This is a genomic window from Gammaproteobacteria bacterium (assembly GCA_030949385.1).
Classification (GTDB): domain Bacteria; phylum Pseudomonadota; class Gammaproteobacteria; order JAUZRS01; family JAUZRS01; genus JAUZRS01.
On sequence record JAUZSP010000008.1, the window covers coordinates 117,667 to 139,540 of the forward strand.

At 49.5% G+C, this 21,874-nt stretch carries 23 protein-coding genes and 5 pseudogenes; 10 read left to right on the plus strand and 18 right to left on the minus strand.

The genetic code is table 11. The features are described 5' to 3' along the window. Positions 1 to 15: 15 nt before the first annotated feature. Together gspC and Q9O24_12070 are read right to left on the minus strand one after the other, a co-directional pair. Positions 16 to 876: a type II secretion system protein GspC gene (gene gspC / locus Q9O24_12065; GenBank protein ID MDQ7075856.1), complete on the minus strand. Its 861-nt coding sequence runs from the start codon at positions 874 to 876 to the stop codon at positions 16 to 18. A gap of 106 nt (positions 877 to 982) precedes the next feature. Then, positions 983 to 1,229 (minus strand): annotated as a pseudogene (locus tag Q9O24_12070) (HU family DNA-binding protein). 258 nt (positions 1,230 to 1,487) lie between these two features. On the opposite strand from Q9O24_12070, the gene Q9O24_12075 reads away from it, so the two are divergent. The 5 genes from Q9O24_12075 (at position 1,488) to Q9O24_12095 (ending at position 5,172) form a co-directional block, all read left to right on the plus strand. Further along, the gene (locus Q9O24_12075; protein MDQ7075857.1) at positions 1,488 to 2,168 is read left to right on the plus strand and encodes a sulfite exporter TauE/SafE family protein; all 681 of its coding nucleotides are present in this window, start codon (positions 1,488 to 1,490) and stop codon (positions 2,166 to 2,168) included. 109 nt (positions 2,169 to 2,277) lie between these two features. Further along, entirely contained in the window at positions 2,278 to 3,459 is a 1,182-nt protein-coding gene (locus Q9O24_12080) for an alanine--glyoxylate aminotransferase family protein (GenBank protein ID MDQ7075858.1), read from the plus strand. 95 nt (positions 3,460 to 3,554) lie between these two features. Beyond that, positions 3,555 to 3,944 (plus strand): VanZ family protein, encoded by a 390-nt coding sequence (locus tag Q9O24_12085; protein ID MDQ7075859.1) that lies wholly within the window; start codon positions 3,555 to 3,557, stop codon positions 3,942 to 3,944. A 129-nt stretch (positions 3,945 to 4,073) separates the two neighbouring features. Then, positions 4,074 to 4,574 (plus strand): DUF2914 domain-containing protein, encoded by a 501-nt coding sequence (locus tag Q9O24_12090; GenBank protein ID MDQ7075860.1) that lies wholly within the window; start codon positions 4,074 to 4,076, stop codon positions 4,572 to 4,574. A gap of 139 nt (positions 4,575 to 4,713) precedes the next feature. Continuing rightward, positions 4,714 to 5,172 carry a DUF2914 domain-containing protein gene (locus Q9O24_12095; GenBank protein ID MDQ7075861.1) on the plus strand — a complete coding sequence of 153 codons (459 nt, stop codon included), beginning with the start codon at positions 4,714 to 4,716 and terminating at the stop codon, positions 5,170 to 5,172. Positions 5,173 to 5,177: 5 nt separating this feature from the next. On the opposite strand, the gene Q9O24_12100 is transcribed toward Q9O24_12095, so the two are convergent. The 11 genes and pseudogenes from Q9O24_12100 to Q9O24_12150 form a co-directional block, all read right to left on the minus strand. Continuing rightward, the gene (locus Q9O24_12100; GenBank protein ID MDQ7075862.1) at positions 5,178 to 5,717 is read right to left on the minus strand and encodes a L,D-transpeptidase family protein; all 540 of its coding nucleotides are present in this window, start codon (positions 5,715 to 5,717) and stop codon (positions 5,178 to 5,180) included. Positions 5,718 to 5,719: 2 nt separating this feature from the next. Further along, positions 5,720 to 6,950, minus strand: a pseudogene (locus Q9O24_12105) (multifunctional CCA addition/repair protein). Positions 6,951 to 6,959: 9 nt separating this feature from the next. Next, entirely contained in the window at positions 6,960 to 8,393 is a 1,434-nt protein-coding gene (gene ntrC / locus Q9O24_12110; protein ID MDQ7075863.1) for a nitrogen regulation protein NR(I), read from the minus strand. Next, positions 8,386 to 9,474 carry a nitrogen regulation protein NR(II) gene (glnL, locus tag Q9O24_12115; protein MDQ7075864.1) on the minus strand — a complete coding sequence of 363 codons (1,089 nt, stop codon included), beginning with the start codon at positions 9,472 to 9,474 and terminating at the stop codon, positions 8,386 to 8,388. The genes ntrC and glnL overlap by 8 nt, the downstream gene beginning before the upstream one ends. Positions 9,475 to 9,636: 162 nt before the next feature. After that, positions 9,637 to 10,158 carry a DUF4124 domain-containing protein gene (locus Q9O24_12120; protein ID MDQ7075865.1) on the minus strand — a complete coding sequence of 174 codons (522 nt, stop codon included), beginning with the start codon at positions 10,156 to 10,158 and terminating at the stop codon, positions 9,637 to 9,639. Positions 10,159 to 10,246: 88 nt separating this feature from the next. After that, positions 10,247 to 11,656 (minus strand): type I glutamate--ammonia ligase, encoded by a 1,410-nt coding sequence (glnA, locus tag Q9O24_12125; protein MDQ7075866.1) that lies wholly within the window; start codon positions 11,654 to 11,656, stop codon positions 10,247 to 10,249. Positions 11,657 to 11,830: 174 nt separating this feature from the next. Further along, the gene (locus Q9O24_12130; GenBank protein MDQ7075867.1) at positions 11,831 to 12,976 is read right to left on the minus strand and encodes a cation diffusion facilitator family transporter; all 1,146 of its coding nucleotides are present in this window, start codon (positions 12,974 to 12,976) and stop codon (positions 11,831 to 11,833) included. A 16-nt stretch (positions 12,977 to 12,992) separates the two neighbouring features. Beyond that, positions 12,993 to 13,226, minus strand: coding sequence for a sulfurtransferase TusA family protein (locus Q9O24_12135; GenBank protein ID MDQ7075868.1), 234 nt, complete (start codon positions 13,224 to 13,226; stop codon positions 12,993 to 12,995). After that, complete coding sequence (locus Q9O24_12140) at positions 13,223 to 14,266, minus strand: tRNA (5-methylaminomethyl-2-thiouridylate)-methyltransferase (protein MDQ7075869.1); 1,044 nt, start codon at positions 14,264 to 14,266, stop codon at positions 13,223 to 13,225. The genes Q9O24_12135 and Q9O24_12140 overlap by 4 nt, the downstream gene beginning before the upstream one ends. A 233-nt stretch (positions 14,267 to 14,499) precedes the next feature. Further along, positions 14,500 to 15,003: a hypothetical protein gene (locus Q9O24_12145; GenBank protein ID MDQ7075870.1), complete on the minus strand. Its 504-nt coding sequence runs from the start codon at positions 15,001 to 15,003 to the stop codon at positions 14,500 to 14,502. Between the two features lie 402 nt (positions 15,004 to 15,405). Next, the gene (locus Q9O24_12150; GenBank protein ID MDQ7075871.1) at positions 15,406 to 15,573 is read right to left on the minus strand and encodes a hypothetical protein; all 168 of its coding nucleotides are present in this window, start codon (positions 15,571 to 15,573) and stop codon (positions 15,406 to 15,408) included. A 279-nt stretch (positions 15,574 to 15,852) separates the two neighbouring features. On the opposite strand from Q9O24_12150, the gene Q9O24_12155 reads away from it, so the two are divergent. Then, positions 15,853 to 16,029, plus strand: coding sequence for a type II toxin-antitoxin system VapB family antitoxin (locus Q9O24_12155; GenBank protein MDQ7075872.1), 177 nt, complete (start codon positions 15,853 to 15,855; stop codon positions 16,027 to 16,029). Between the two features lie 188 nt (positions 16,030 to 16,217). On the opposite strand, the gene Q9O24_12160 is transcribed toward Q9O24_12155, so the two are convergent. Continuing rightward, on the minus strand, positions 16,218 to 16,733 hold the full coding sequence (locus Q9O24_12160; protein MDQ7075873.1) for a hypothetical protein: 516 nt from the start codon (positions 16,731 to 16,733) through the stop codon (positions 16,218 to 16,220). Between the two features lie 251 nt (positions 16,734 to 16,984). Here Q9O24_12160 and Q9O24_12165 point away from each other — a divergent pair. The 3 genes and pseudogenes from Q9O24_12165 to Q9O24_12175 all read left to right on the plus strand — a co-directional run bounded on the left by Q9O24_12165 (position 16,985) and on the right by Q9O24_12175 (position 18,580). Next, a pseudogene (locus tag Q9O24_12165) lies at positions 16,985 to 17,539 on the plus strand (delta-class carbonic anhydrase). A 560-nt stretch (positions 17,540 to 18,099) separates the two neighbouring features. Continuing rightward, entirely contained in the window at positions 18,100 to 18,339 is a 240-nt protein-coding gene (locus tag Q9O24_12170) for a DUF4160 domain-containing protein (GenBank protein ID MDQ7075874.1), read from the plus strand. Continuing rightward, the gene (locus tag Q9O24_12175; protein ID MDQ7075875.1) at positions 18,299 to 18,580 is read left to right on the plus strand and encodes a DUF2442 domain-containing protein; all 282 of its coding nucleotides are present in this window, start codon (positions 18,299 to 18,301) and stop codon (positions 18,578 to 18,580) included. Before Q9O24_12170 ends, Q9O24_12175 begins: the two co-directional genes overlap by 41 nt. A gap of 62 nt (positions 18,581 to 18,642) precedes the next feature. Here the strand turns inward: Q9O24_12175 and Q9O24_12180 are convergent. Beyond that, a pseudogene (locus Q9O24_12180) lies at positions 18,643 to 18,804 on the minus strand (ISAs1 family transposase). A gap of 237 nt (positions 18,805 to 19,041) precedes the next feature. Between Q9O24_12180 and Q9O24_12185 the strand changes: the two are divergent. Beyond that, positions 19,042 to 19,173: pseudogene (locus Q9O24_12185) on the plus strand (GlsB/YeaQ/YmgE family stress response membrane protein). A 61-nt stretch (positions 19,174 to 19,234) separates the two neighbouring features. Here the strand turns inward: Q9O24_12185 and Q9O24_12190 are convergent. The 3 genes from Q9O24_12190 to zwf form a co-directional block, all read right to left on the minus strand. Continuing rightward, positions 19,235 to 19,474 (minus strand): hypothetical protein, encoded by a 240-nt coding sequence (locus Q9O24_12190; protein MDQ7075876.1) that lies wholly within the window; start codon positions 19,472 to 19,474, stop codon positions 19,235 to 19,237. 70 nt (positions 19,475 to 19,544) lie between these two features. Next, on the minus strand, positions 19,545 to 20,234 hold the full coding sequence (gene pgl, locus Q9O24_12195) for a 6-phosphogluconolactonase (protein ID MDQ7075877.1): 690 nt from the start codon (positions 20,232 to 20,234) through the stop codon (positions 19,545 to 19,547). Positions 20,235 to 20,390: 156 nt separating this feature from the next. After that, positions 20,391 to 21,872, minus strand: coding sequence for a glucose-6-phosphate dehydrogenase (gene zwf, locus Q9O24_12200; GenBank protein MDQ7075878.1), 1,482 nt, complete (start codon positions 21,870 to 21,872; stop codon positions 20,391 to 20,393). Positions 21,873 to 21,874: the final 2 nt, after the last annotated feature.

Sequence of the window (21,874 nt, forward strand, 5' to 3'; positions counted from 1 at the left end):
TGTGGTTTTCGGTGTTTACTCTAAGGAGATGGAGACGGGGGTTTCGATACCGCCACGCTGCACCATTAGATCGATGTTTTTGGCCTTCATTAAACCTCTGAGTACTTTGAGGCCGTTTTTGGGGCTGTTCAGCGAGACACCGTTGACTCGGGTGATGATGTCTTGCGGCATCAGACCGTATTGTTCCAGTGTGCCGGTGTCTTGTTTGGGTTTGAGTCGATAGCCGATCAGCTTGCCGCCTCGACGCACCGGTTGGGTACTGACCATTTGTGCGAGTACCCGAGGGTTGGCGACAATCTGGTCGCGCAGCTGTTTAGCTGATTGGGATTCCTGTAAGATGCGGCTCGCTTGGGCGGGTCTGTTGGGGCGTTGGAACTGAATGTTCGCGCCTTTTTCTGGCAGCTTGAGGGTCTCCAGCCGATTACCGCGTTGTAAAATAATACGGTCGCTGTAAACCTCTTTCAGCTTGGCGTTGCCAGGCAAAGTGTCGCCAACGGCAAAAACCTGCTCATCGCGACCATTTTGACTGATAATGGCCATGGCGAACTCCTGTGGTTCAAAGGCCAACACGCCCTTGAGGGTGATGTTGAGGCGTGTTTCTGGGGCGCTTTGTGGTGCCGCTCGATTATTGCTGCCGGTTTTTGCCGAGCTGCCAAACAGATTATAAGGGGTGATTTGGCTGGCGGGGTTTGTCTTGGTTTGTGGACGAAGATTGAGATTGCCGCTGGTTTTGTCACTGCTGAGATGGGTTTCAGCGGTGGGGAAAAATTGCCAGCTCAGCTGAGCTGCATTGACGCCCAATAACACGGTAAAAATCAGTGTGGCCACCAAGGGTAAACGGTTTAATAAGGCGCTTTGCAGCTGCGCAAGATTCATGGGATGGCGACCGTATAAGAATAAGGGAGCAAATTTTTCATGGGGGAATGATAGCAAAAAACGGCCACATCAGCGGTGATTGTGCTGTTGGCCGTTTTAATGCGCTTTACACCATGTCTTTCAGACCTTTGAGCGGAGTCACTTTGACCACTTTACGTGCCGGTTTGGCTTTGAACATCATCTCTTCACCGTTAAAAGGGTTGATGCCTTTGCGGGCTTTGGTGGCGGGTTTTTTCACCACTTTGATCTTTAACGCCAGGCATATTGAAATAACCGGCGGCACGCGGGCGCAGATTTTTTTCAATCAGTCCGTTGAGTGAGTCGAATACCGCCTGTACATCTTGGCGTGGCATATTAATCTCTTCGGCGATGTGAGCTAAGATCTGGGTTTTGGTGGGGGGGCGTTTTACTGCTGCAGGTGCGGCTTTTTTGGTGGCGCTTTTTTTCGCAACTTTCTTTTTTTACAGCCATGTTGTGCATCTCCTTGACGCTCTTGCTGGGGTTATGGATGAGTTCCATTGGGGGCGAACGATAGCATACATAATGTATTTTGGCAGAGTGGCGCGTAGGTCTCATTTTGAAATGTTGTTTGGAAAATAAGGTTTTTTTCTATGCTGGTAGAGAGTGGATATTTAGCGGCTTTTTTGGTGGGGTTGCTGGGTGGTGTGCATTGCGTTGGCATGTGCGGGGGCATTGTGGCGGCCTTGAGTTTTGGTTTGCCAGAACAGACGGGGCGCGCATCGTGGCCGTTGTTGTTGGGGTATAACCTCGGTCGCATTGCCAGTTACAGCGTGGCTGGGGCGATGATGGGCGGAGTGGGTCTGTTGGCGGTGCAGCTCAGTGATCTGCATCAGGTGCAATTGGTTTTGCAGTTGCTGGCGGCTTTGATGATGATTGTTTTGGGGCTGTATTTGGCCGGTTGGTGGTTTGGTTTAAATCGTTTGGAGCGCTTGGGGGTTAAAGTGTGGGCGTTGATGGAGCCGTTGGGGCGGCGGTTTTTGCCAGTCAAGACCCCGCAGCGTGCGTTGCTGCTGGGCAGCATTTGGGGCTGGTTGCCCTGTGGCATGGTCTACAGCGTGTTGATTTGGGCGTTGGCGACGGGTGAGCCGCTAAAGGGGGCGTTGCTGTTGCTCAGCTTTGGTTTGGGAACCTTGCCTAATCTGTTGGCGATGGGGCTGTTTGCTCATCGTCTGCGGCGCTGGGTGCAGAACCCTTGGTCTCGTCGGGCGGCGGGGGGGCTGGTGATGGCGTTTGGTTTTTTGGGTGTGTGGCGTGCGTTTGCATTTTTTTGAGGGCGGTGCTGTGTAAAATACAATTATCCCCAAAAAGCCTACGGTTGCACCGAGATAAAACTCACCTATACTGCGTCTTTTGTTTTATTGATTTTTAAGGAATTGCATTATGTCCATCACTTCGTTTCGTCCGCCTGTTCGTACCTTAATGGGGCCTGGCCCTTCCGATGTTCATCCGCGTATTTTGGAAGCGATGAGTCGTCCTACCATCGGCCATCTTGATCCTATGTTTGTGGGCATGATGGATGAGGTTAAATCTCTGCTGCAATACGCTTTTCAGACCTCGAATGAATTGACCATTCCTGTTTCCGCTCCTGGTTCTGCGGGTATGGAAACCTGTTTTATCAACTTGGTAGAGCCTGGCGACAAGGTGATTATCTGCCAGAACGGTGTGTTTGGGATGCGCATGAAAGAGAACGTCGAACGCTGCGGCGGTGAGGCGGTGATGGTGCTGGACGACTGGGGCACGGCGATCAGTGCCGATAAATTAGAAGCGGCTTTGAAAGCCAACCCTGATGCGAAAGTGGTGGCCTTTGTTCATGCGGAAACCTCTACCGGTGCCAGCAGTGATGCCGAAACTCTGTGTCGTCTGGCGCACGAACACGACTGCTTGACCATTGTGGATGCGGTGACTTCTCTGGGCGGCTCACCGTTGAAAGTGGATGAGTGGGGCATTGATGCGATTTACTCCGGCACGCAAAAGTGCCTCTCTTGCACTCCTGGTCTGTCACCGGTGAGTTTCAGCCCGAAAGCCATTGAGACCATCAAAGGCCGCAAAACCAAAGTGCAAAGTTGGTTTTTGGATTTGAATTTGGTCATGGGTTATTGGGGTGAAGGGGCGAAACGCGCTTATCATCACACCGCGCCGATCAATTCTCTTTACGCTTTACATGAGTCTTTGGTGATGTTGCAAGACGAAGGTTTAGAAGCCTCTTGGGCGCGACACGCTAAAATTCACGCTGCGCTGCGCGACGGTCTGGAAGCGATGGGCATCGGTTTCTTGGTCAACAAAGAAGATCGTTTGCCTCAATTGAATTCGGTTTGGATTCCTGAGGGCATTGATGAAGCGGCGGTTCGGGCGCGTCTGCTGAACGAATTCAATTTGGAAATCGGTGCCGGTCTGGGTGAGTTTGCGGGTAAAGTGTGGCGCATCGGTTTGATGGGGCATTCGGCGCGTGCTGAAAACGTTTTCCTCTGCTTGGGTGCTTTGGAAGCGGTGTTGTCAGCAGCGGGCGCTAAGATTAAAACTGGGGCAGCTTTGGCGGCAGCGCAAGCGGTTCTCTCTGCTTAAAAAAAACCGGATTTTTCAGCGGTTCTTCAGCGCTCTGAGTGTAAACTCAGGGCGTTTTTGGGTTTTGGCAGGACAATTTTGTGAGGGAGCGGGTGATGCAAAAAGCAGATCTGAAGTGGTTTCAAGTGTGGTTGTGGGTGGGCTTTGCACTGATTGCCATGATCATTGGCCTTTCGCTGACCTCTAAACCGATTCAGATCGGTTTTCATATGGGGGATAAAGTAGCGCACGGTGTGGGTTATGCGGTGGTGATGGGCTGGTTTTTACAGCTTTACACGGGCAAGGGCGTGCGTCTGCTGCTGGCGTTGCTGTTTATTGCCATGGGCGCGTCATTGGAGTTTTTGCAGGGTCTGAACCCAATGCGTTATTTTGATTGGTGGGATATGTTGGCCAATGCCGTGGGGGTTATTTTGGCTTGGTTGAGTGGTTTTACGGTTTTGGGTCAGTTGCTGCTGCGTTTTGAACGCTGGTGGATTAAAACGTGAGCCGGTTGTAAATAATATCGTTGTTGTTTGTTCTGCTTGTGATCTGCCTTTTTTAGAATTGGACTATTTTTTGCCTTGCTTGTCTTCTCCTCGGCACTTGATGCGTTAGCCAATTTTAAGGAAGATCGAATGAAAGCTGTGTTTGCAATCTTATTTTTTGTGGTGAGTGTGTTGCAGTCTGCATGGGCTGATGATTTTGCTTACGATGAAATAAAATATATTCCCTCGTATGAAAATGACATTGTTTTGTACGAGGGTGCGATTTCGCCCTCCGTCGATGAAGAGGCGGTTTCATTCAATGGAGAGCCGGGTGTTGTTTCCGCAGTCTTTACCCCAGGTTTTGGTACTCAAAATCAGGTTATGGGTGTGAGCAATCAGTTTTCCAGCGCAATAAAAACCGTGTTTTTTAATACAGAATTGGATGGCATGGTGGGAAAAGAGATCAAGCACTGCTGGTATTACAATGGAAAAATGGTCTCAGAAGAGACGTTTGTCGTAGACAATGAACAGTTTTATGCCATCTCCAGAAAAAATATGTTGCCTGATAATATCGGTGAGTGGCGTGTTGAAGTACGCCAGAAAGACACTTTATTAGAAGAAAAAACTTTTACCTACTTGGCTGGAATTTGACTCTGTACGCTGAAGGCTCTCCCAGCTTTTTGTAAATGTATCTTGATTGTTACTCTTAAGGTTCCCTTCATCTTTTTTGAATAGACTGTGGGCATTGATACTTTAATGACTTTCAGGGATGAGTGCGATGAACAAGAGTGTGCGTGTTTCTATTTTGGCGTTGGCAATGGGGTTCTCTCAATTTATATGGGCTGATGGTTTTGGTGAAGAAGGAATGAGTAATGTTGATGCCTATGAAGGTAAGTCAGTCGTTGCTCAAAATACCACTGAAGAGGTGGGGATTGTTTCAGCCGTCTTTACTCCAGGTGTTGATGCTGATGGTCAAGCAATGGGGGTGAGTGAGCGTTTTTTTTCTTCGGTAAAAATAGTTTTTTTTGATACTGAATTGGACGGTATGGAAGGTAAAGAGATCAGCCACCGTTGGTTTTATAAGGAAAAATTAATTTTTGAGGCGGGTTTTGTCGTAGATAAAAGTAAATTTAATGCGGTGTCCAAGAGGCATATGGATTCGAGTAAATTAGGTGAGTGGCGCGTTGAAGTGCGTCAAGCAGAGACGCTGCTAGAAGAAAAAACCTTTGTTTATTTGGCGGCCATCTGAGGTCTTTACGGTAAAATGTCGATGGGGGTGTTCTCCCCCACCATTTTCCAGATCTCTTCTATTTCTGCATTTTTTACCGCGATGCAGCCCTCTGTCCAATCTTTGCGTTGAACCAGTTTTGCCGCCCAGCCTTGTTCGTTCGGTTGGCCGTGGATCATAATATTACTGCCTGCGGAAACGCCGCGTTGTTTTGCTCTGCGAGTGTCTTCTTCGTTAGGATAGGAGACGTGCAGTGAGAGATGGTAGAGACTCTCTGGGTTGCGCCAATCCAAAATATAATGCCCCTCTGGGGTGCGATTGTCGCCCTCTTGCTGTTTATGACCTTTGGGATTGCCACCTAAGCCTACGTTGTATTCTTTGAGTATTTTGCCCTCTTTCATTAAATAGAGTTTACGACTCGCTTTTTTTAAAATAACCCAATCGGCCATAACCTCAGCAGGTGAAAGATCAAGCGTGGCTAATGTGTCTGCTTTTGCGGCGAATAAGCGCGAGCTAAAACCGAACACCATGATGACAGACACAATAATCAGTATTGTTTTTAACACCGTTAAGTTGGCTCCGTGCAGAGTTGTTGGCGCAATGCGCTGAGGCGTTTACGCCGTAAGCCATCGGCAATTTGAGCGCCTTTGAGACCGTTGGCAATCAGCTCCTTTACCGAGACGGTTTTAATAATATCCAGAGCCTGTTGAAAGTAATCGCTTTGTGGGTAGGCTTGTTGCTCAAAGCCGGTTCGGCCTCGGGCATCTGCTTTACATGCGTGTAAAAAGTCTTGCAAGCGGTCTGGCTTACGCAGTCCATCCAGCGCCATCAGGGTATCGAGCAAGGTGGTTTTTTTTAGCTCAAACGCACGATGGCAGTGGGTGTGGTAGCGAGCGGTGAGAATAGCCAGATCTTGGTAATCACGAGGCACACGCAGTCGTTGGCAGAGGGCTTGAATCAGCGGCACGCCGCGCTCTTCATGGCCGTGATGCCGTGGCCACAGATCCTTGGGGGTGTTGCCTTTGCCAAGGTCGTGGCAGAGGGCGGCAAAGCGGCTTTCGCCGGAGGCAGTCAGGAGCGCGGCTTGTTCGAGCACCAGCAGAGTGTGGATGCCGGTGTCGATTTCGGGGTGGTGTTTTTCCGGTTGTGGCACGCCAAACAGTTGATCCAGTTCGGGCAGCAAAATCTTTAGTGCCCCGCATTGGCGCAGCACCTCAAAAAAGCGCTGAGGTGCTGGTTCGGTTAGGGCGCGGCTCATCTCTTTCCAGACCCGTTCTGCCACCAGTGCATCAACTTCACCCTCAGTCACCATCTGCTTCATCAGGGTCAGGGTCTCAGGGGCAATGGTGAAGCCGTAAGTGGCGTAACGAGCCGAAAAACGGGCAATGCGCAGAATGCGTACCGGATCTTCAGCAAAGGCGGGTGAGACGTGGCGCAAGATGCGCTGTTGCAGGTCAGCCAGACCGCCGTAAGGGTCGATCAACTCGCCCTTGTCATCTTCGGCGATGGCGTTGACGGTCAGATCACGGCGCAACAGATCCTCTTCGAGAGCTGACACTGGCGGCGGCGTAACACTGAAAGCCGTCGTAACCTCGGCCTGTTTTGCGCTCGGTGCGCGCCAAGGCGTACTCTTCATGGGTTTTTGGGTGTAGGAAAACAGGGAAATCTTTGCCGACAGGACGAAAGCCCTGTTGCTGCATTTCGGCGGGGCTGGAACCCACCACCAGCCAGTCGCGCTCCAGCACCTTGCGGCCTAAAAGACGATCTCGAACTGCGCCACCCACCAGATAGATTTTCATCCGCTTATGCTACCTCTTTTGCGGTGTTTTGTGGGATTTTAAGCGATGCCCAGCTCTTTGATTTTGCGGGTCAAGGTGTTGCGTCCCCAGCCGAGCAGTTGCGCTGCTTCTTGGCGGTGACCGTGGGTTTTTTTTCAGGGTTGTTTCGATCAGAATGCGCTCAACGATGGGCAGCGTTTGCGAGAGCAGATCAACACCGCCTTGGTTGAGACTCTTTTCCGCCCACTGTTGCAGTGCGTGTTGCCAATGTTCATGCGTTGTGTCGTTTTCCTGTGGCGCTGTTTCTTGTTGCAGTTCATTGGGCAGATCTTGTAGGTGAATTTCGTTGCCGGTTGCCATTACGGTGAGCCAGCGGCACATGTTTTCCAGTTGACGTACATTGCCAGGCCAAGCTTGTTGAGAGAGAAACTGTTCTACTTCGGGCAACGGGATTTTGGCATCCACTTTCAGTTCGAGAGCGGCGCTGTTGAGAAAGTGGTTCAGTAAGAGTGGAATGTCTTCACGCCGTTCACGCAGGGCAGGGCTATGAATACGGATCACATTTAGGCGGTGAAACAGATCTTCTCGAAAACGCCCTTCTTTGACCAAGCTCTCCAAATTTTGATGGGTGGCGGCAACAATGCGCACATCCACCTTGATCGCTTTGTGACCCCCAATCCGATAAAACCGCGCATCGGAGAGTACCCGCAGCAGGCGGGTCTGTAATTCGGCGGGCATGTCGCCAATTTCATCCAGAAACAGGGTGCCGCCGTTGGCTTGTTCAAAACGCCCCAAACGCAGTTGCTGTGCGCCAGTAAACGCGCCTTTTTCGTGGCCAAAGAGTTCTGATTCGAGTAGGTCATGAGGAATGGCGGCCATGTTTAGGGCGATAAAAGGTTGGGTTGCACGGGGGCTGTGACGGTGCAGAGCGTGAGCGATGAGTTCTTTGCCGCTGCCCGATTCACCGTTAATTAAAACGGTGATGTTGGAGCGTGAGAGACGGCCAATGGCTCGAAAGACCTCTTGCATGGCGGGAGCAACTCCAATGATGCCGCTGGGATGCACATCCTCTGTTGTTGCTGTTTTGTCGTGGCTCTGGTTGGCTTTGCATGCGCGTTGAGCGACGGTGACTACTTCGTCAATGTCAAAGGGTTTGGGTAGGTACTCAAATGCACCGCCTTCGTAGGAAGAGACGGCGCTGTCCAGATCGGAGTGGGCGGTCATGATGATAACGGGGGTGTCGGGTTGCTCTCTTTTCATGTAGTCGAGAAAGCTAAGGCCATCCATGCCGGGCATTCGAATGTCGCTAATAATGGCCTTAGGGCTGCTGTCGGGCAGTGCTTTTAGAGCTTGGTCGGCACTGATAAAACTGCGTACGTCCATGTCTGCTTGTTGTAGCGCGCGTTCCAAAACCCAGCGAATGGAAGGGTCGTCATCAATAATCCAGATTAGTTCGTTACTCATGCTCTGTCTCCAAGGGCAGTAGAATGCTGAATACGGTGTTGCCAGGTTGGCTGTGGCACTCGATTAAACCGTGGTGCAGATTGACCAGTGATTGAGCTATGGAGAGGCCTAAACCGCTGCCATCGGAGCGGCCAGTGATCATGGGGTAAAAAATATTGGGCAGCATCTTTTCTGGCACACCGGGGCCGTCATCACGGATTTGCACCTGTACTACCAATCGATGGCAGGCTTGACCGATGGTGAAACGGCGCAAGGTGCGGGTGGTGATGCTGATATTGCCCGTTTCTCTGCCAATGGCCTGCATGGCGTTATTGCCAATGTTGAGCAGCGCTTGGATGAGTCGGTCTCGATCGGCCAGCAGGGGGGGGATGCTGGGGTCGTAGTCGGTTTTGATCTGAATTTTGGGGTACTGTTCATGATCGGCTTGCATCAACTGGCGTACCCGTTCTGTAATTTCATGGATATTGATGGTTTCCATGTTGGGGCGTTTGTGTGGTCCCAACATGCGATCCATCAGGTTTTGCAGTCGATCCGCTTCACCAATGATGATTTGGGTGTATTCGCGCAGTTCGCGGCTGGGCAGTTCACGTTCTAAAAGTTGCGCTGCACCGCGTAGGCCACCAAGAGGGTTTTTGATTTCGTGAGCCAAACCGCGCACTAAGATGGCGCTGGCCTGTTGCTGAGCCAGCAGAGTCTCTTCATTGGCGATGCGAATTTGCAGATCAATACGAGACAGCTCCATCAGCAGATAGGTGAGGCCATTGTCGGCTCGGTACGGGGTGGCGGTGTAGTTGATCGTTGCTTTGCGGCCATTGCCGAGTTGAATGGAAACACTGCGGTCGGTGTAGGGATGATCGCTTTTCAGAGCCGCTTGCAGGCGTTGTATCAGCGTATCCGGAGTGCTAATGAGGTGCTGTAGTGGTTGGCCGACGGCTTTGCGTTCGCTAATAAAGAAGAGATTTTCAGCTGCGGGGTTGAGGCAGGCGACTTCCAGCTCTTCATTTAGTACCAGCACAGCGGTGGCAATGTTGTCGAGCATGGTCTCTGGGTCGCAGAGCTGATTGGTACTGTAATCGTTCATGATTGGAGTCAGAGCAAAAATTAAACCAGATGATTTTTTTAAGCTAAAAATAAGTTTATTATGTTTTAAAACATGGTGTTATATGTCTTTAGTGCGCTGGGGATTGGCTGTTATGGATTGTTGATAGGCACAGTTATAGCACGTTTGCACTAATGAGGTGCGTTAGAAAAGTTTGGAATGACGCTGTAGATGAAGGGTGTGCGCTGGGCTGCTTATAAGGATGTGTTGATCGGCATCAATCACTTGGGCGCTGAGACTGTGTTGGCCACGGGAGACATTTGGCACGGCGGTGATCAGTGAGTGGCTAAGTTTGACCTCTTTGCCATCAAGCAAAATTCGAATTTGATGCTGCGTTTGCAGTTTGGGTTCGAGTTGCAGGATCAGGCTGATTTCGCCGTTATTGCTGCGCAGGGTGCTGTCATTTTTTGGGCTGAGAATCTGTAGGCTTTGGTAGTTTTTGTTTTGGCTGCTGGTGTCTGTTTTGTCTGTTTTGTCTGCTTCGTTTGGCGTTTTGCTGTTGATGCTTTGCATGATGTTTTGGCTTGGCAGCAGCAGGGGTTTATCGGTTTTCAGGCTCGGTCGGTCGCTGTAGGTGACTTGGCCATTGGCATCAATGGATTTATACAGAGCCGCTTGGCCGTTGAAGCTGAGCAGCAAGAGCAGCAGAGTGAGATGAGTTTTCATGAGCTTAGAATAAACGCTGTTTTTTGGAATCGCAAACAAAAAAACGCCCCCCGAGGGCGGCGTTTTTAATCCAGCACAACCGAAAAGGTTAGACGCTGTAGTACATATCAAATTCCACTGGGTGGGTGGACATGCGCAGGCGTTGTACTTCTTCGTTTTTCAGTGCGATGTAAGCGTCGATCATGTCGTCGGTGAAAACACCACCGGCGGTGAGGAAGTCACGGTCTTCGTTCAGAGCAGCCAGAGCTTCATCAAAGGAGAGCGCCACCTGAGAGAGTTTGGCTTCTTCTTCAGCGGAGAGGTCATAGAGATCCACGTCGGTGGCATCACCAGGATGGATTTTGTTTTTGATCCCATCAAGGCCGGCCATCAGCATGGCAGAGAAAGCCAAGTAAGGGTTGGCGGTGGAGTCAGGGTAACGCACTTCAACGCGACGGCCTTTGGGGCTGACGGAGTAAGGAATGCGGATGGAACCGGAGCGGTTGCAGGCCGAGTAGGTCAGCAACACAGGCGCTTCGAAACCAGGTACCAGACGTTTGTAGGAGTTGGTTGACGCGTTAGCAAAGGCGTTCAGTGCGCGTGAATGTTTAATGATGCCGCCGATGTAGTACAACGCGGTTTCAGACAATTTGCCATACAGGTCGCCAGCAAAGAGGTTTTCGCCGTCTTTGGAGAGTGACATATTGATGTGCATGCCGTTGCCGTTGTCACCAACAATCGGTTTGGGCATAAAGGTTGAGGTTTTACCGTAAGCGTGAGAGACGTTGTGTACCACGTATTTGAGGATTTGCACTTCGTCGGCTTTTTTCACCAAGGTGTTGAAAGCGACACCGATTTCACATTGACCGGCTGTGGCCACTTCGTGGTGATGCACTTCCACTTTCAGACCCATTTCGTCGAGGGTGTCGCACATCGCGCCCCGCAGGTCGTGCAGGGAATCAACGGGAGGCACGGGGAAATAACCGCCTTTCACCCCTGGGCGATGGCCCATGTTACCGTCTTCGTATTTTTTCGCGGTGTTCCAGCTGGCTTCGTCGGAATCAATTTTGCAAAAACTGCCACTCAGATCGCTGCCCCAACGCACGTCGTCAAAGACGAAAAATTCATTTTCAGGACCGAAATAAGCGGTGTCGGCGATGCCGGTTTCGATCAGGTAGGCTTCAGCGCGTTTTGCCAGTGAACGAGGGTCGCGTTCGTAGCCTTCGTGAGTGGCAGGCTCGACGATGTTGCAGCGCAGGTTCATGGTGGGCTCGTCGGTGAAAGGATCCATGACGGCAGTGGCGAGGTCGGGCATCAGAATCATGTCGGATTCGTTGATTTTTTTCCAACCGGCGATGGAAGAACCATCAAACATCTGGCCGTTTGCTAAGCTGTCTTCATCAATGCAGTGAGTGGGCACAGTGACGTGCTGCTCTTTGCCGTGGGTATCGGTAAAACGAAAATCGACGAATTTAACGCCATCTTGTTCAATTTGTTTCAAGATCTCACTTGCAGACATGGAGTACTCCTTAAAGGGAAGAAAGTGTGCGGCTGAGCCTGAGTCACGGGGAGAGCCGATTTTCAGGTTTCAGCAATTAATGTACCAATAAAAAAACAATTTTAAAATCAGGGTGTTGGCTTCATCTTGAAGGGCTAATGCACTACCTTGTTTCATGGGTGGTGCAATTTTGCACTAATTTGATGCAAGCTGTTGGAAGATTTCCACAGCGCCAACGCTCATTACTTTCTGAGCAGCCTGCTTTATAGCCTCAATCTCAGGTGGATTGCAACTCTCAAGTGCAGAAAGAACGATCTCTAAATGGATCTGACCGTGCAGATAATGCAGTCGAATGTGCTTGATCTGCTGCGCGGTAGGCACGGCATCAAAGTGCGGTTGCAGCTCGGCCAATAAGTCAGAGCGCAGCGGCAGATGAGCGGAACTGGGTTCGATTTCGTCGTCTTCGGGATCAATGTGTACCACCACATCACTCAACTCTTCCACCTCTGCGATCAGGCGCAAACGCACTTCGTCGCTGATGCGGTGGCCTTCGGAAACACTCAGCTTGGACTCCACTTGGATGTGAACGTCGGCCAGAGCGTTGGCGGCCATGCGCCGCGTGCGCAGCATGTGCAGACTTTGCACCCCATCAACTTGGGTGATCAGCGTGCGAATTTGATCTAAGGTTTCCGGTTCCAGCCCCGCATCGGTCAATTCTTGCAGGCTCTGCCAACCGAGATCCCAGCCAATTTTGGCGATCATCAGGGCGACCAAAATGGCGGCGATGGCATCCAAGCTGGCAAAACCGAGTAGGGAGCCGCCGATGCCGATCAGCACCACAATGGAGGAGATGGCATCGGAGCGATGGTGCCAAGCGTTGGCCTCCAGCAGTTTGGAGCGAATGCGCAGGGCGACTTTTTGGGTGTAACGAAACAGCCACTCTTTGCTGATCACCGAGAGCGCGGCGATGTAGAGGGTGATGATTTCAGGAGTGGTGAGGGTTTGTGGTGTGCTTAGACGTAAGGCGGCATCGTAAGCGAGACCAATGGCGACGGCGAGCAGAAATAGGCCGAGAATTACGGTGGCGATGGTCTCGAAACGAGCGTGGCCGTAGGGGTGTTCGGCATCGGCTTCCTTGGAGGCGTGTTTGGCGGCAAACAGCACCACGCCGTCACTGATCAGGTCGGCCAGTGAGTGAATGCCGTCGGCCACCAGCGAGTAGGAGTGGCCGAGCAGACCGACGACGATCTTTACTGCCGCCAGCAGCAGATTGAGCACTACGCCGACTAAGGTGGCGGTGCGGCTCTGTTGGTAGCGTTCGGTTGCGCTGTAGGTGTTCATGGCGAGCGCCTTGTGGTTACGGTGTTGCACCCACTTGGATGGTGAGTTGATACAAATATTCTTCTTCGTGGCTGTCGATGACATTGTGACCGTTGATGCGACTCCAAGCGGGGATGTCGTTCATTACTCCCGGATCGGTGCAGATGACGGTAACGGTGTCGCCCGTTTGCAGATTTTTGATTTGGTCTTGCAGACGAATCACCGGCATGGGGCAGAGCAGGCGGCGGGCATCGAGGTCAATGTGGCTCACAGGTACCACTCCTTGGGAATGTCGTCGCTGCCCAATGGTTTGATGCTGTATTGGCGTTTCACGCCGTTTTTCAGTCCCAGCTCCACATCGACCTGTTCTTCGCTGCGGCCTTTGCCAAAACGCGCCAAGATGCGCGCCGCCAGCTGGAGGTCTTCGCTGTTGGGTTTGCCATCAATTAAGGCCATTGGGCCGGTGTGGCTGGTGCAATGCAGGTGGTCAAACTCTTTACGATAACCTTCCATAAAACGGCATTCGCCCTCTTCACGGGCGATGATCAATTTGAAGCGGGCGTTGGGACGAATGTGGCGGCCAACTTTGAGCAGCATGATGTCGTCCATCTCGTAATTTTTGTCGTTGCGGTTTTGCCACAGATCCACCAGTTTGTTGGAGTAGCTGGCATCGGTGAGAAAACAGCAACCGCCCGCCGGTTGGGCGTAGTCGTCGATGCCCAGTTCGTTGGCTAAGGCGATTTGCGGTTTGCGTGAGCGCCCAGAAAAATCGAACAGTTGCTCACGGTCCACCCAACCTTCCCGTTCGGGCAAAGTTTCGGGCAGATTTTTGGCGCTCAGGGGGCGCAGCAGCAGTTCGTCGGCTCCCGATTGGTGGGCGATGATGGGCATGGTCTGTTTGCGCTGCGACATGGGGCGTTGTCCGATCACTTCGCCGGTGATGATGAAGTCGAAGTCGTTCTCTTTGATCCATTCATGGGCTTTTTTGACCATGAAAATTTTGCAGTCTAGGCAGGGGTTCATGTTGGCCCCGTAGCCGTATTTGGGGTTGATGAGCACGTCTTTGTATTCTTCGATCACATCGATAATGTGCAGCTTCATGCCGAGCTGTTCGGCGACCCAGAGGGCGTTGTTGCGTTTGGGTTTTTTATCGTCTTGCTTGCGGATGGCGTGGGTGTGGCCTTCGACGCAGAAGCCGGTGAAAAAGTTGATCCCCTCCACATGAATGCCCTGATCCATTATAACTTGGCTGGCGAGCATGGAATCGAGTCCACCGGAGACCAGTGAGACGGCTTTGTATTGTTTTGACATATGTTTGCTTCCTGCCGAGGGGCGGCTAATCTGATGTGGCGGGCATTGTAACAAGCTCTTGGGGTGGGCGTGTAGTGTTGCTGAATCCTTATCTTTAGCTATGATGAAAAACAGAACGGGAGGGAGAATGTTATTTTATGTGATGTATCATCTGGAACTTATTGCCAGATTTATGGAGTATTTCTCTCTTTTCTGGAAGGGGTATTCTTTATTTTTGCTGTCTGAATACCAAATTATTGCGATTGAATACTAACCTTATATTTTACCGTTGCAGGATCATTTACAAAGTTATAAGGTGGAAGTGTATTTCCAAAATCCGTATTTTCTATCACTAAATGATAAGTTCCTGCTTGTAACCGGTACCATCCAGAGTCGAAATTAGTAACCAAGGGTGCTTGACTAAATTCTTGATAAAAAGGCATTGAGGCACTCGTGTGCTGACCCAGAGCTGCTCTGGTGTACCATACTTGCCATGATGCATCTGTTAAAAAATAGACTTCAACTGCAACACCTCTGACAAGTTCAGCTTCTACTTTTAGGGGGGCTTCATTCAACACATCAAAAGAACAAGAGGCATATTGATCTTCGTTTATTATCTGTAAATCTTCACAAATGACTGAAATTGATGGGGTTTCAGTCACATTTTGATCGGCATTGGCAATATCTTGAATAGCTTGATCACAGCCAGATAAAATTCCCAAACTGGTTAGTATTACAAATGTATAATTGTTATTCATTATTTTCCTACCCTTCCCGTAGTGCTTAGGGCGATTGTACTACGTACAACCCACCTAAATATGCTGATATACAAGCATATTTAGGTGTTCGACAGTTTTTCCTGAAATCCAAAAGCTAACTTCTGAATTTCTTAGAACCAAGAAAAACGCTAAATGTTGCTAAAACACGCCATTATGTCGCTATCTGGTCATGATCATAGTGCAATTGCCCTACCGTAGTGCTCGCTTGAGCAAAGCACAGTATAAATCGTGGGGAATGATACTATGGTTGTTTGTCAATAACAACAGTTGTAAAAGGCATCTGTACCAATGTAAATTTTTTGATAAAGCGATGGGCTTCGAGTGATTTTTAGAGCCTTTAACTGTAGGAAAGTAACATCAGTTACTCATGATATTTTGGCTTTACCAGATAGTTTTGACCATCTCTGCACTTTTCAGGTTTTGATCCTCAGCAATAATTGGCGTGTTGTTTAGAATCGAGATGGCGGCTATGAGTCGATCTGCTGGGTTGTTGTTGATTTCATTGCTTAGATTGACCGACAGCTCCGCAATTTCAGGCAGTCCAGCCACTTCCAATAACTCTCAATAAACGAATCTCCTTTTTTCAACGGAAGAGGAGTATTTCTTGTGTGCTACATTGTGTATAGATGTGTGAGCAGGGGTGTAATAATGGCTACAAACCTTTCTATTGATGTAAGTTTGCTTGACGAGGCGTAACTACTCAGCCCACTTGGATAACGTAACTCATTGATAATAAACAATATGATTTTTTTCAAAATGGTGAAAATGCCGTTTGTTGGTCAAAAACACCCAATAAAGGTATATTTTTTCATTAAAAATCAATAAGTTATATGGCTGAGTAGTTACGACGAGGCTTTAATTGTTGGCGGGCTAAAAACAAAAAAAGACACTGTAAATCAGGCTCTTACGGAATTTGTGCAGCGTCGAAAGCAGCGCGAGATAATGCAGTTTTTTGGTCGTCTGCCCCAAGATTCAGACTATGACTACAAGCAAGGCTGTAAATGAGAGGTGTGCTGGTGGATACCTGCATTTGGTCTTTGGCGGAATATTCAAATCTTTGCCGCTCGAAAGGCGTTCAAGGTTCGCATACAGATTTTTTGATCTGTGCTGTTGCCATGCGTAAAAAATTCAAAATTTATACCGTTGATGAAGACTTCAGGCACTACGCAAAGCACATACCGCTGATGCTTGATTCAATACCCCGCTGAAATTTCAATGCAGTTTCGGAAAGCGGTTGAAATTCGTTCATCACCCACAACCCTTTGCCAAAAATCACGAGCTGTCTTTTTAACGCTTAAGATGGTTTTGTTGTCTAAATTCAATGCCGGAATCTCCGGTGGTGAAAAACGATAGGGCGAGAGTTCAGCGCCACTTTTGGGAGCAAAGCCCATAGAACACATGTCGTAAATGGGCAGCAGTTTAAAACCTTTGCCCTTGATACCGAGGCTCAAATTACCCAAGTGCATGTCGGTGTTGTTGATCAATCGACCAAAATTCCACAAAAAATCGGTGTGACAGACATCTTCCCAACTGACCAACTGCATTTCATGCAGTGCTTGCAGGATCTTTGGCCAATCACTGCCCGAACCGACAAACTCAGCATCAACGGCTTGTAGAGAAATCATGGCCGTTCGCCCCTGTTCGGCGACCCAGAGGGCGTTGTTGCTCTTGGGGGTTTTTCTCGTCTTGATGACTTGGCTGGCGAGCATGGAGTTAAGTCCACCGGAGACCAGACTGTTTTGACATGTGTTTGCTTCCTGCCGAGGGGCGGCTAATCTGATGTGGCGGGCATTGTAGCAATCTCTGAGGAAGAAAGTAGGTTGATAACAGGTTCAAGTACCGTATTATTCATAGTGGTAATTTTTCTACTATAGAAAATTTATTCATCACTACCCAGCTAGGGATTTTAAAGAATGAAAAAGAGAATTCACCTCGTTTAGCAACTTCGGCATTACTACCGATGCTCGTTAATGCCGCAGGGCATGGCCATGATACTCATGGCTCAGTGTCGGATACGGTTGTATCTGAGCAGAGAGCAGAGCTGGCAGAGAACACAAAAGACAAAGGTTTCGGTCCTCAATCGCCTCGTGATATTGATTCAAGCGCAGGGCGTAACACGAGGGCGTTTAATCCGGCTCCGGCTTCCACAGCGATGAACCTGTGTAATATTCATTTGCATAAAAATGCGGAACATAAGGGCGGCGAGTTTGCTCAATATGCAGGCAATGGAGATGGGCATGGCTATCAAGGAGGATATGAATATTCTGGTAAATTGAACGCATCAGAACTTAAATCAACAGGGCATGATGTTTGTCCAAGCAAGCACGGTGCATTAAGTGCTGGTGATACGATTGAAGTTCACTATGTGCATTCAACCGCTCAAATTAAGCCAGGTCCGACATTGGGTTCATGTTTGAGTGAGGCGATCAAAAACCCTCAGTTGCGAGTGGAAACGCAGGTTTATGTGCTGGTTAATGATAAAAATGCCCTTGATTTTGGCACGTTAACTCAGCACGGAGGGGTTGAGCCGCAATCGGACTCGCTTTGAGTTGATGTGCGTGGCGCACAACATCAAGCGAGGTTTGTCTGTGAGACAATCGAGTTGCGTCTAAAAAATGGAAATAGGGTACAAAACGCCCTGTTTTTAGATGATTTCACTGGGTTTAAGCAAAAGTGAAGAATATTAAGATTAAAAGGTTGGTTTCAGCGTTAAGTCTCAAGGTTAGGCTTATCGCGCAAAGGTCTCAATTTGAATGTCTGCCAGATTTGATAAACGGCCTGTGGCCGTACTTTTTTTGTCAATATTGTTCTATTTTTCGTGCAAGCGGTTGGTTTTTAACGAGATAGAAAGACTTTAAGAATTGGCCGTGTTCACTAAATAAACGGCCAGTGGCCGTTTATTGCAGAGATGCAGCAGGCGCTCCGCGCCTACTGCATCGGTTCTTCGGATGTCCATCCCCTTTCTGGCCGTCGCTGCGCGCAGTCCATCAAGCGCCTGAACCGGACGAACCTTATGAAAATAAATTTTCAACGGAGCGCCGGTTATCTGTAGAATCGTTATGTGTAGGAAAAAATATGAGTCCAACAGTATTTAGAGAAAAAGGTTACAGGTTTTTCTTTTTCTCCCGAGAGGAAGAGCGAATTCATGTGCATGTTGTATCAGGTGACGGAGAAGCGAAATTTTGGTTAAAACCTGAAATTGAATTATCAAAGAATTACAGTTATTCTCGAAAACAGTTGAAAGAAATCGAATCACTCGTGGAGGTACATTACAATGAGCTTATTAGCGCATGGGAACAGCATTTTAACTGTTGAGGTAACAAATATTTCCACTCATGGCATTTGGCTTTTAGCACATGAGAAAGAGCATTTTTTATCCTATGACGACTTTCCTTGGTTTAAAAATCAAATTGTGAAATCAATTATAAATGTTGAGGAGCAATCTCCAGGTCATTTTTATTGGCCTGAAATTGACGTAGATGTCAGTGAAGAGATGATTGAAAATCCTAATAATTTTCCACTCAAATCAAAAAGCACATTAAGTCGAAATTTTTAAGCCACGCCGCTGCACGCCGTCCAGCAAGCGCCTGAACCGGGCAGGGCAATTGCACTATGAAATTACAATTGAATGCCAATAAGTTGTAACAAATAGTCATTGCTCCACCCCGCTTTAAGGCGTTTATTTTTAATTCCAAGTTTCGAGGTTTTATCTTGCTTGAGCATGTTCAATGCAAAGTGCCTTAATCTCGCTAAATTTTCAGCCCCATTTCCTTTTCTAACTCCCCCCTGTGTCAGGGTAGTTGTCCGGCGCGTTGTGCTGAAGCGATACAGGCGCATATTAATGCTTCCTTTACGGCACTCAATTTATTGAAGCTGGAAGATCACAGGACAAAGAACAGTTCCGAATCTTCGGTGATTTCCATTGCTTCGTGGCGACGTAAGAAACTCAACCAACATTTGATGAAAATATTTTTTGAACAGTCTCCCTCGACCTCCTTTTTTTAACGAAAGAGGAGGGGTGCGTTCTTAGGTGGTTTTGTGTTTTCTTTGCTTGGTATCTCAGCGGGAGGTTTGATAGGCTCAATCATAACAGCAACTGCCGGTTCTGCTTTACTGTTATTTATTGTTGGTCTGATTAAAAAATCTTGATGATTCCAGAGGGTGGAATATTTTGCTCCTCTGTCGCATTAATAAAAATTGATGTGTTGGATTAAATAGAACTGCTGCGTTGTTTGATACCGGAGTGAATAATCACATCGGCGATAATGTGTGATGAGAGCAACAAGACCGCCCCGATCATCATTGATAGTTGATTAACCGTAACAGCGCCGTGCAACAGCGAGAAAAGAGCGCTGAGATTAACGAATGCGACGGGAGCGGAGAGAGTTAAGCGGTAGTTTTGATAAAGGGCGCAAACGTTGCCAAGAGCCGAGCAGATAAAAGAGATCATGTTTTTTCCTCATCCTGAATGTGTGTGGCAAACAGGATAACGAAGCGAGGTTACCGTTTTCTCTCACTGTTCAAACCGCTGCATCCATATCCATATAAACATCCACCCCACACTCAGGTGCAATGGCTGCTGCTGGAATAGCTGCTCCTGCTTGCCACGCCCGCAGTGCATCCTGTTTGCCTTTGCCCGAAACAATAAAGATCAGCTGACGTGTTTGGCTCAAACGCTTGGCGCTGAGGCTGACCCGATTCGAAGGGGGTTTGGGGGCATTGCTGACCGCCAGACAGGCAGACGCATCGGCGGCACTGCCCAGCTCGTGTTCGGGAAATAGGCTGGCGGTGTGGCCATCTTCACCCAGTCCGAGCAACACCAGATCAAAGGTTTCAAGGTTACTTAATAGCTCGCTGTACTCTTTGGCTGCGAGCTCTGCGCCTTTTTCAGCGGGAATGTTATGAATCTGAGTTTTGGGAATGGCAACGTGTTGCAGCCAACTCTGTGCTGCCATCAGGTCGTTGCGCTCGGCATCGCCAATGGGCAGGCAGCGTTCATCGCCAAAGTAGATAAACCATTTAGACCAATCGGTCTGGATCTGGCGTAGTTGTTGGTAGATTGCCTGCGGTGTGTTGCCACCGGCCAGCACCAAGTGGAATGCACCTCGTTGGGCGATGGCTTCGTAAGCCGTGACGGCGATGGTTTCGGCGCTGCTTTCGATCAGTTGTTCGGTGGAGGGGTGAAAACGTTGACGTAAAATTTGTGACATGGAAAAGGCTCAAAGTTGGCCGCTGTCATGCCCGCGAAGGCGGGTATCCATAGGAAATAAGGATGGACTCCCGCCTGCGCGGGAGTGACGAGCCTTTATGGAGTGACGAGCCTTTATATGGCGTGACGAACGGTGGAATGGTTGAACAGAGAAAAATTAGATCTTATTACGCCACGCTTGATCCTCGCTGTCAAACAGACGTTCTGCCGAGTTTGGCCCCCAACTGCCTGCCGGATAGCCGTGAATAAACTCGGTCTCTTGCGTCCAGTGGCGCAAAATCGGCTCCACCACTTGCCATGCGTACTCCACTTCATCAAAGCGAATAAAGAGGCTTTTGTCCCCCTTGATCACATCCAATAAGAGGTTGGCGTAGGCATCCAAGGCAATTTCATCTTTATCACGGTACATGGCATCCAGCCGCACAATGCGCGTGTCCATGCCCAAGCCGGGCTGTTTGGCGTGCAGCTCCATGTGCATTCCCTCTTCGGGCTGAATGGAGAGCAGAATCCAATTAGGGTCGATGTGTTCGATGGGCGTTTCACGGAACAACTGCTGCGGCGGATGTTTAAAACGGATCGCAATCATGGATCTTTTTTCTGCCAATGCCTTGCCGGTGCGCAGATAAAACGGCACCCCTTTCCAGCGCCAGTTGTCGATGTAGAACTTGGCCGCCACAAACGTCTCGGTGGTGGAGTGCGGCGGCACGTCGGGTTCGTCCAGATAGTTGGGAACTGCTTTGCCGTGGCAACTGCCAGCGGTGTACTGCGCTCGAAAGGCGTAGTTGTTCACCGCTCGCGGTGGAATGGGGCGAATGGAGCGCAATACTTTGACCTTCTCATCGCGCAGCGCGTCCGCTTCCATCGTCGCTGGTGGTTCCATTGCGACTAAGGTTAACAACTGCATCAGGTGATTTTGCAGCATGTCGCGCAGGGTGCCAGCGGTATCAAAATAACCGGCGCGGCTGCCGATGTTGAGATCTTCCGCCACGGTGATCTGCACATGGTCGATGTAGTTGCGGTTCCAGAGCGGTTCGATGAGGGTATTGGCAAAACGGAAGACGAGCAGATTTTGCACCGTCTCTTTGCCGAGGTAGTGGTCGATGCGGTAGACCTGATCTTCATCAAAATAGCGATGCAGTTGGCGGTTGAGCTGCTGGGCGCTGTCGAGATCCACGCCGAAGGGTTTTTCCACCACGATGCGATGGCGACCGCTTTTTTTGTTAAAGCCGACCCCATCAAGGTGTTTGATGACGGAGGAGAAATCCGCTGGTTTGATGGCCAAATAGAAGACAATGTTTTCGCAGGCTCCCATGCGCGGCTTGGCGATCTCCTCTTTGAGTTTTTGATAGCCTTCCGCGTCGTGTAGGTCGCCTTTGAGGTACTCAAAACGCGCCACCAATCGTTCGGCGATCTCCGCTTTGTACTGCTCGCCTAAGGCGCTTTTCAGCGCCTCTAGTGCGTGCTCTGACCACTGCTGACCTGTCCAGTCACGCCGAGCGTAGGCGATAAAGAGCAGATCGGGGTGCAGCTTGTCGGCCTCTTCCAGATGGTAGAGGCTCGGCAGCAACTTAATGCTAACCAGATTGCCGGTGGCACCGAAAATGACAAAATAGCAGGGGCTTAAACCTAAATCGGCCATGA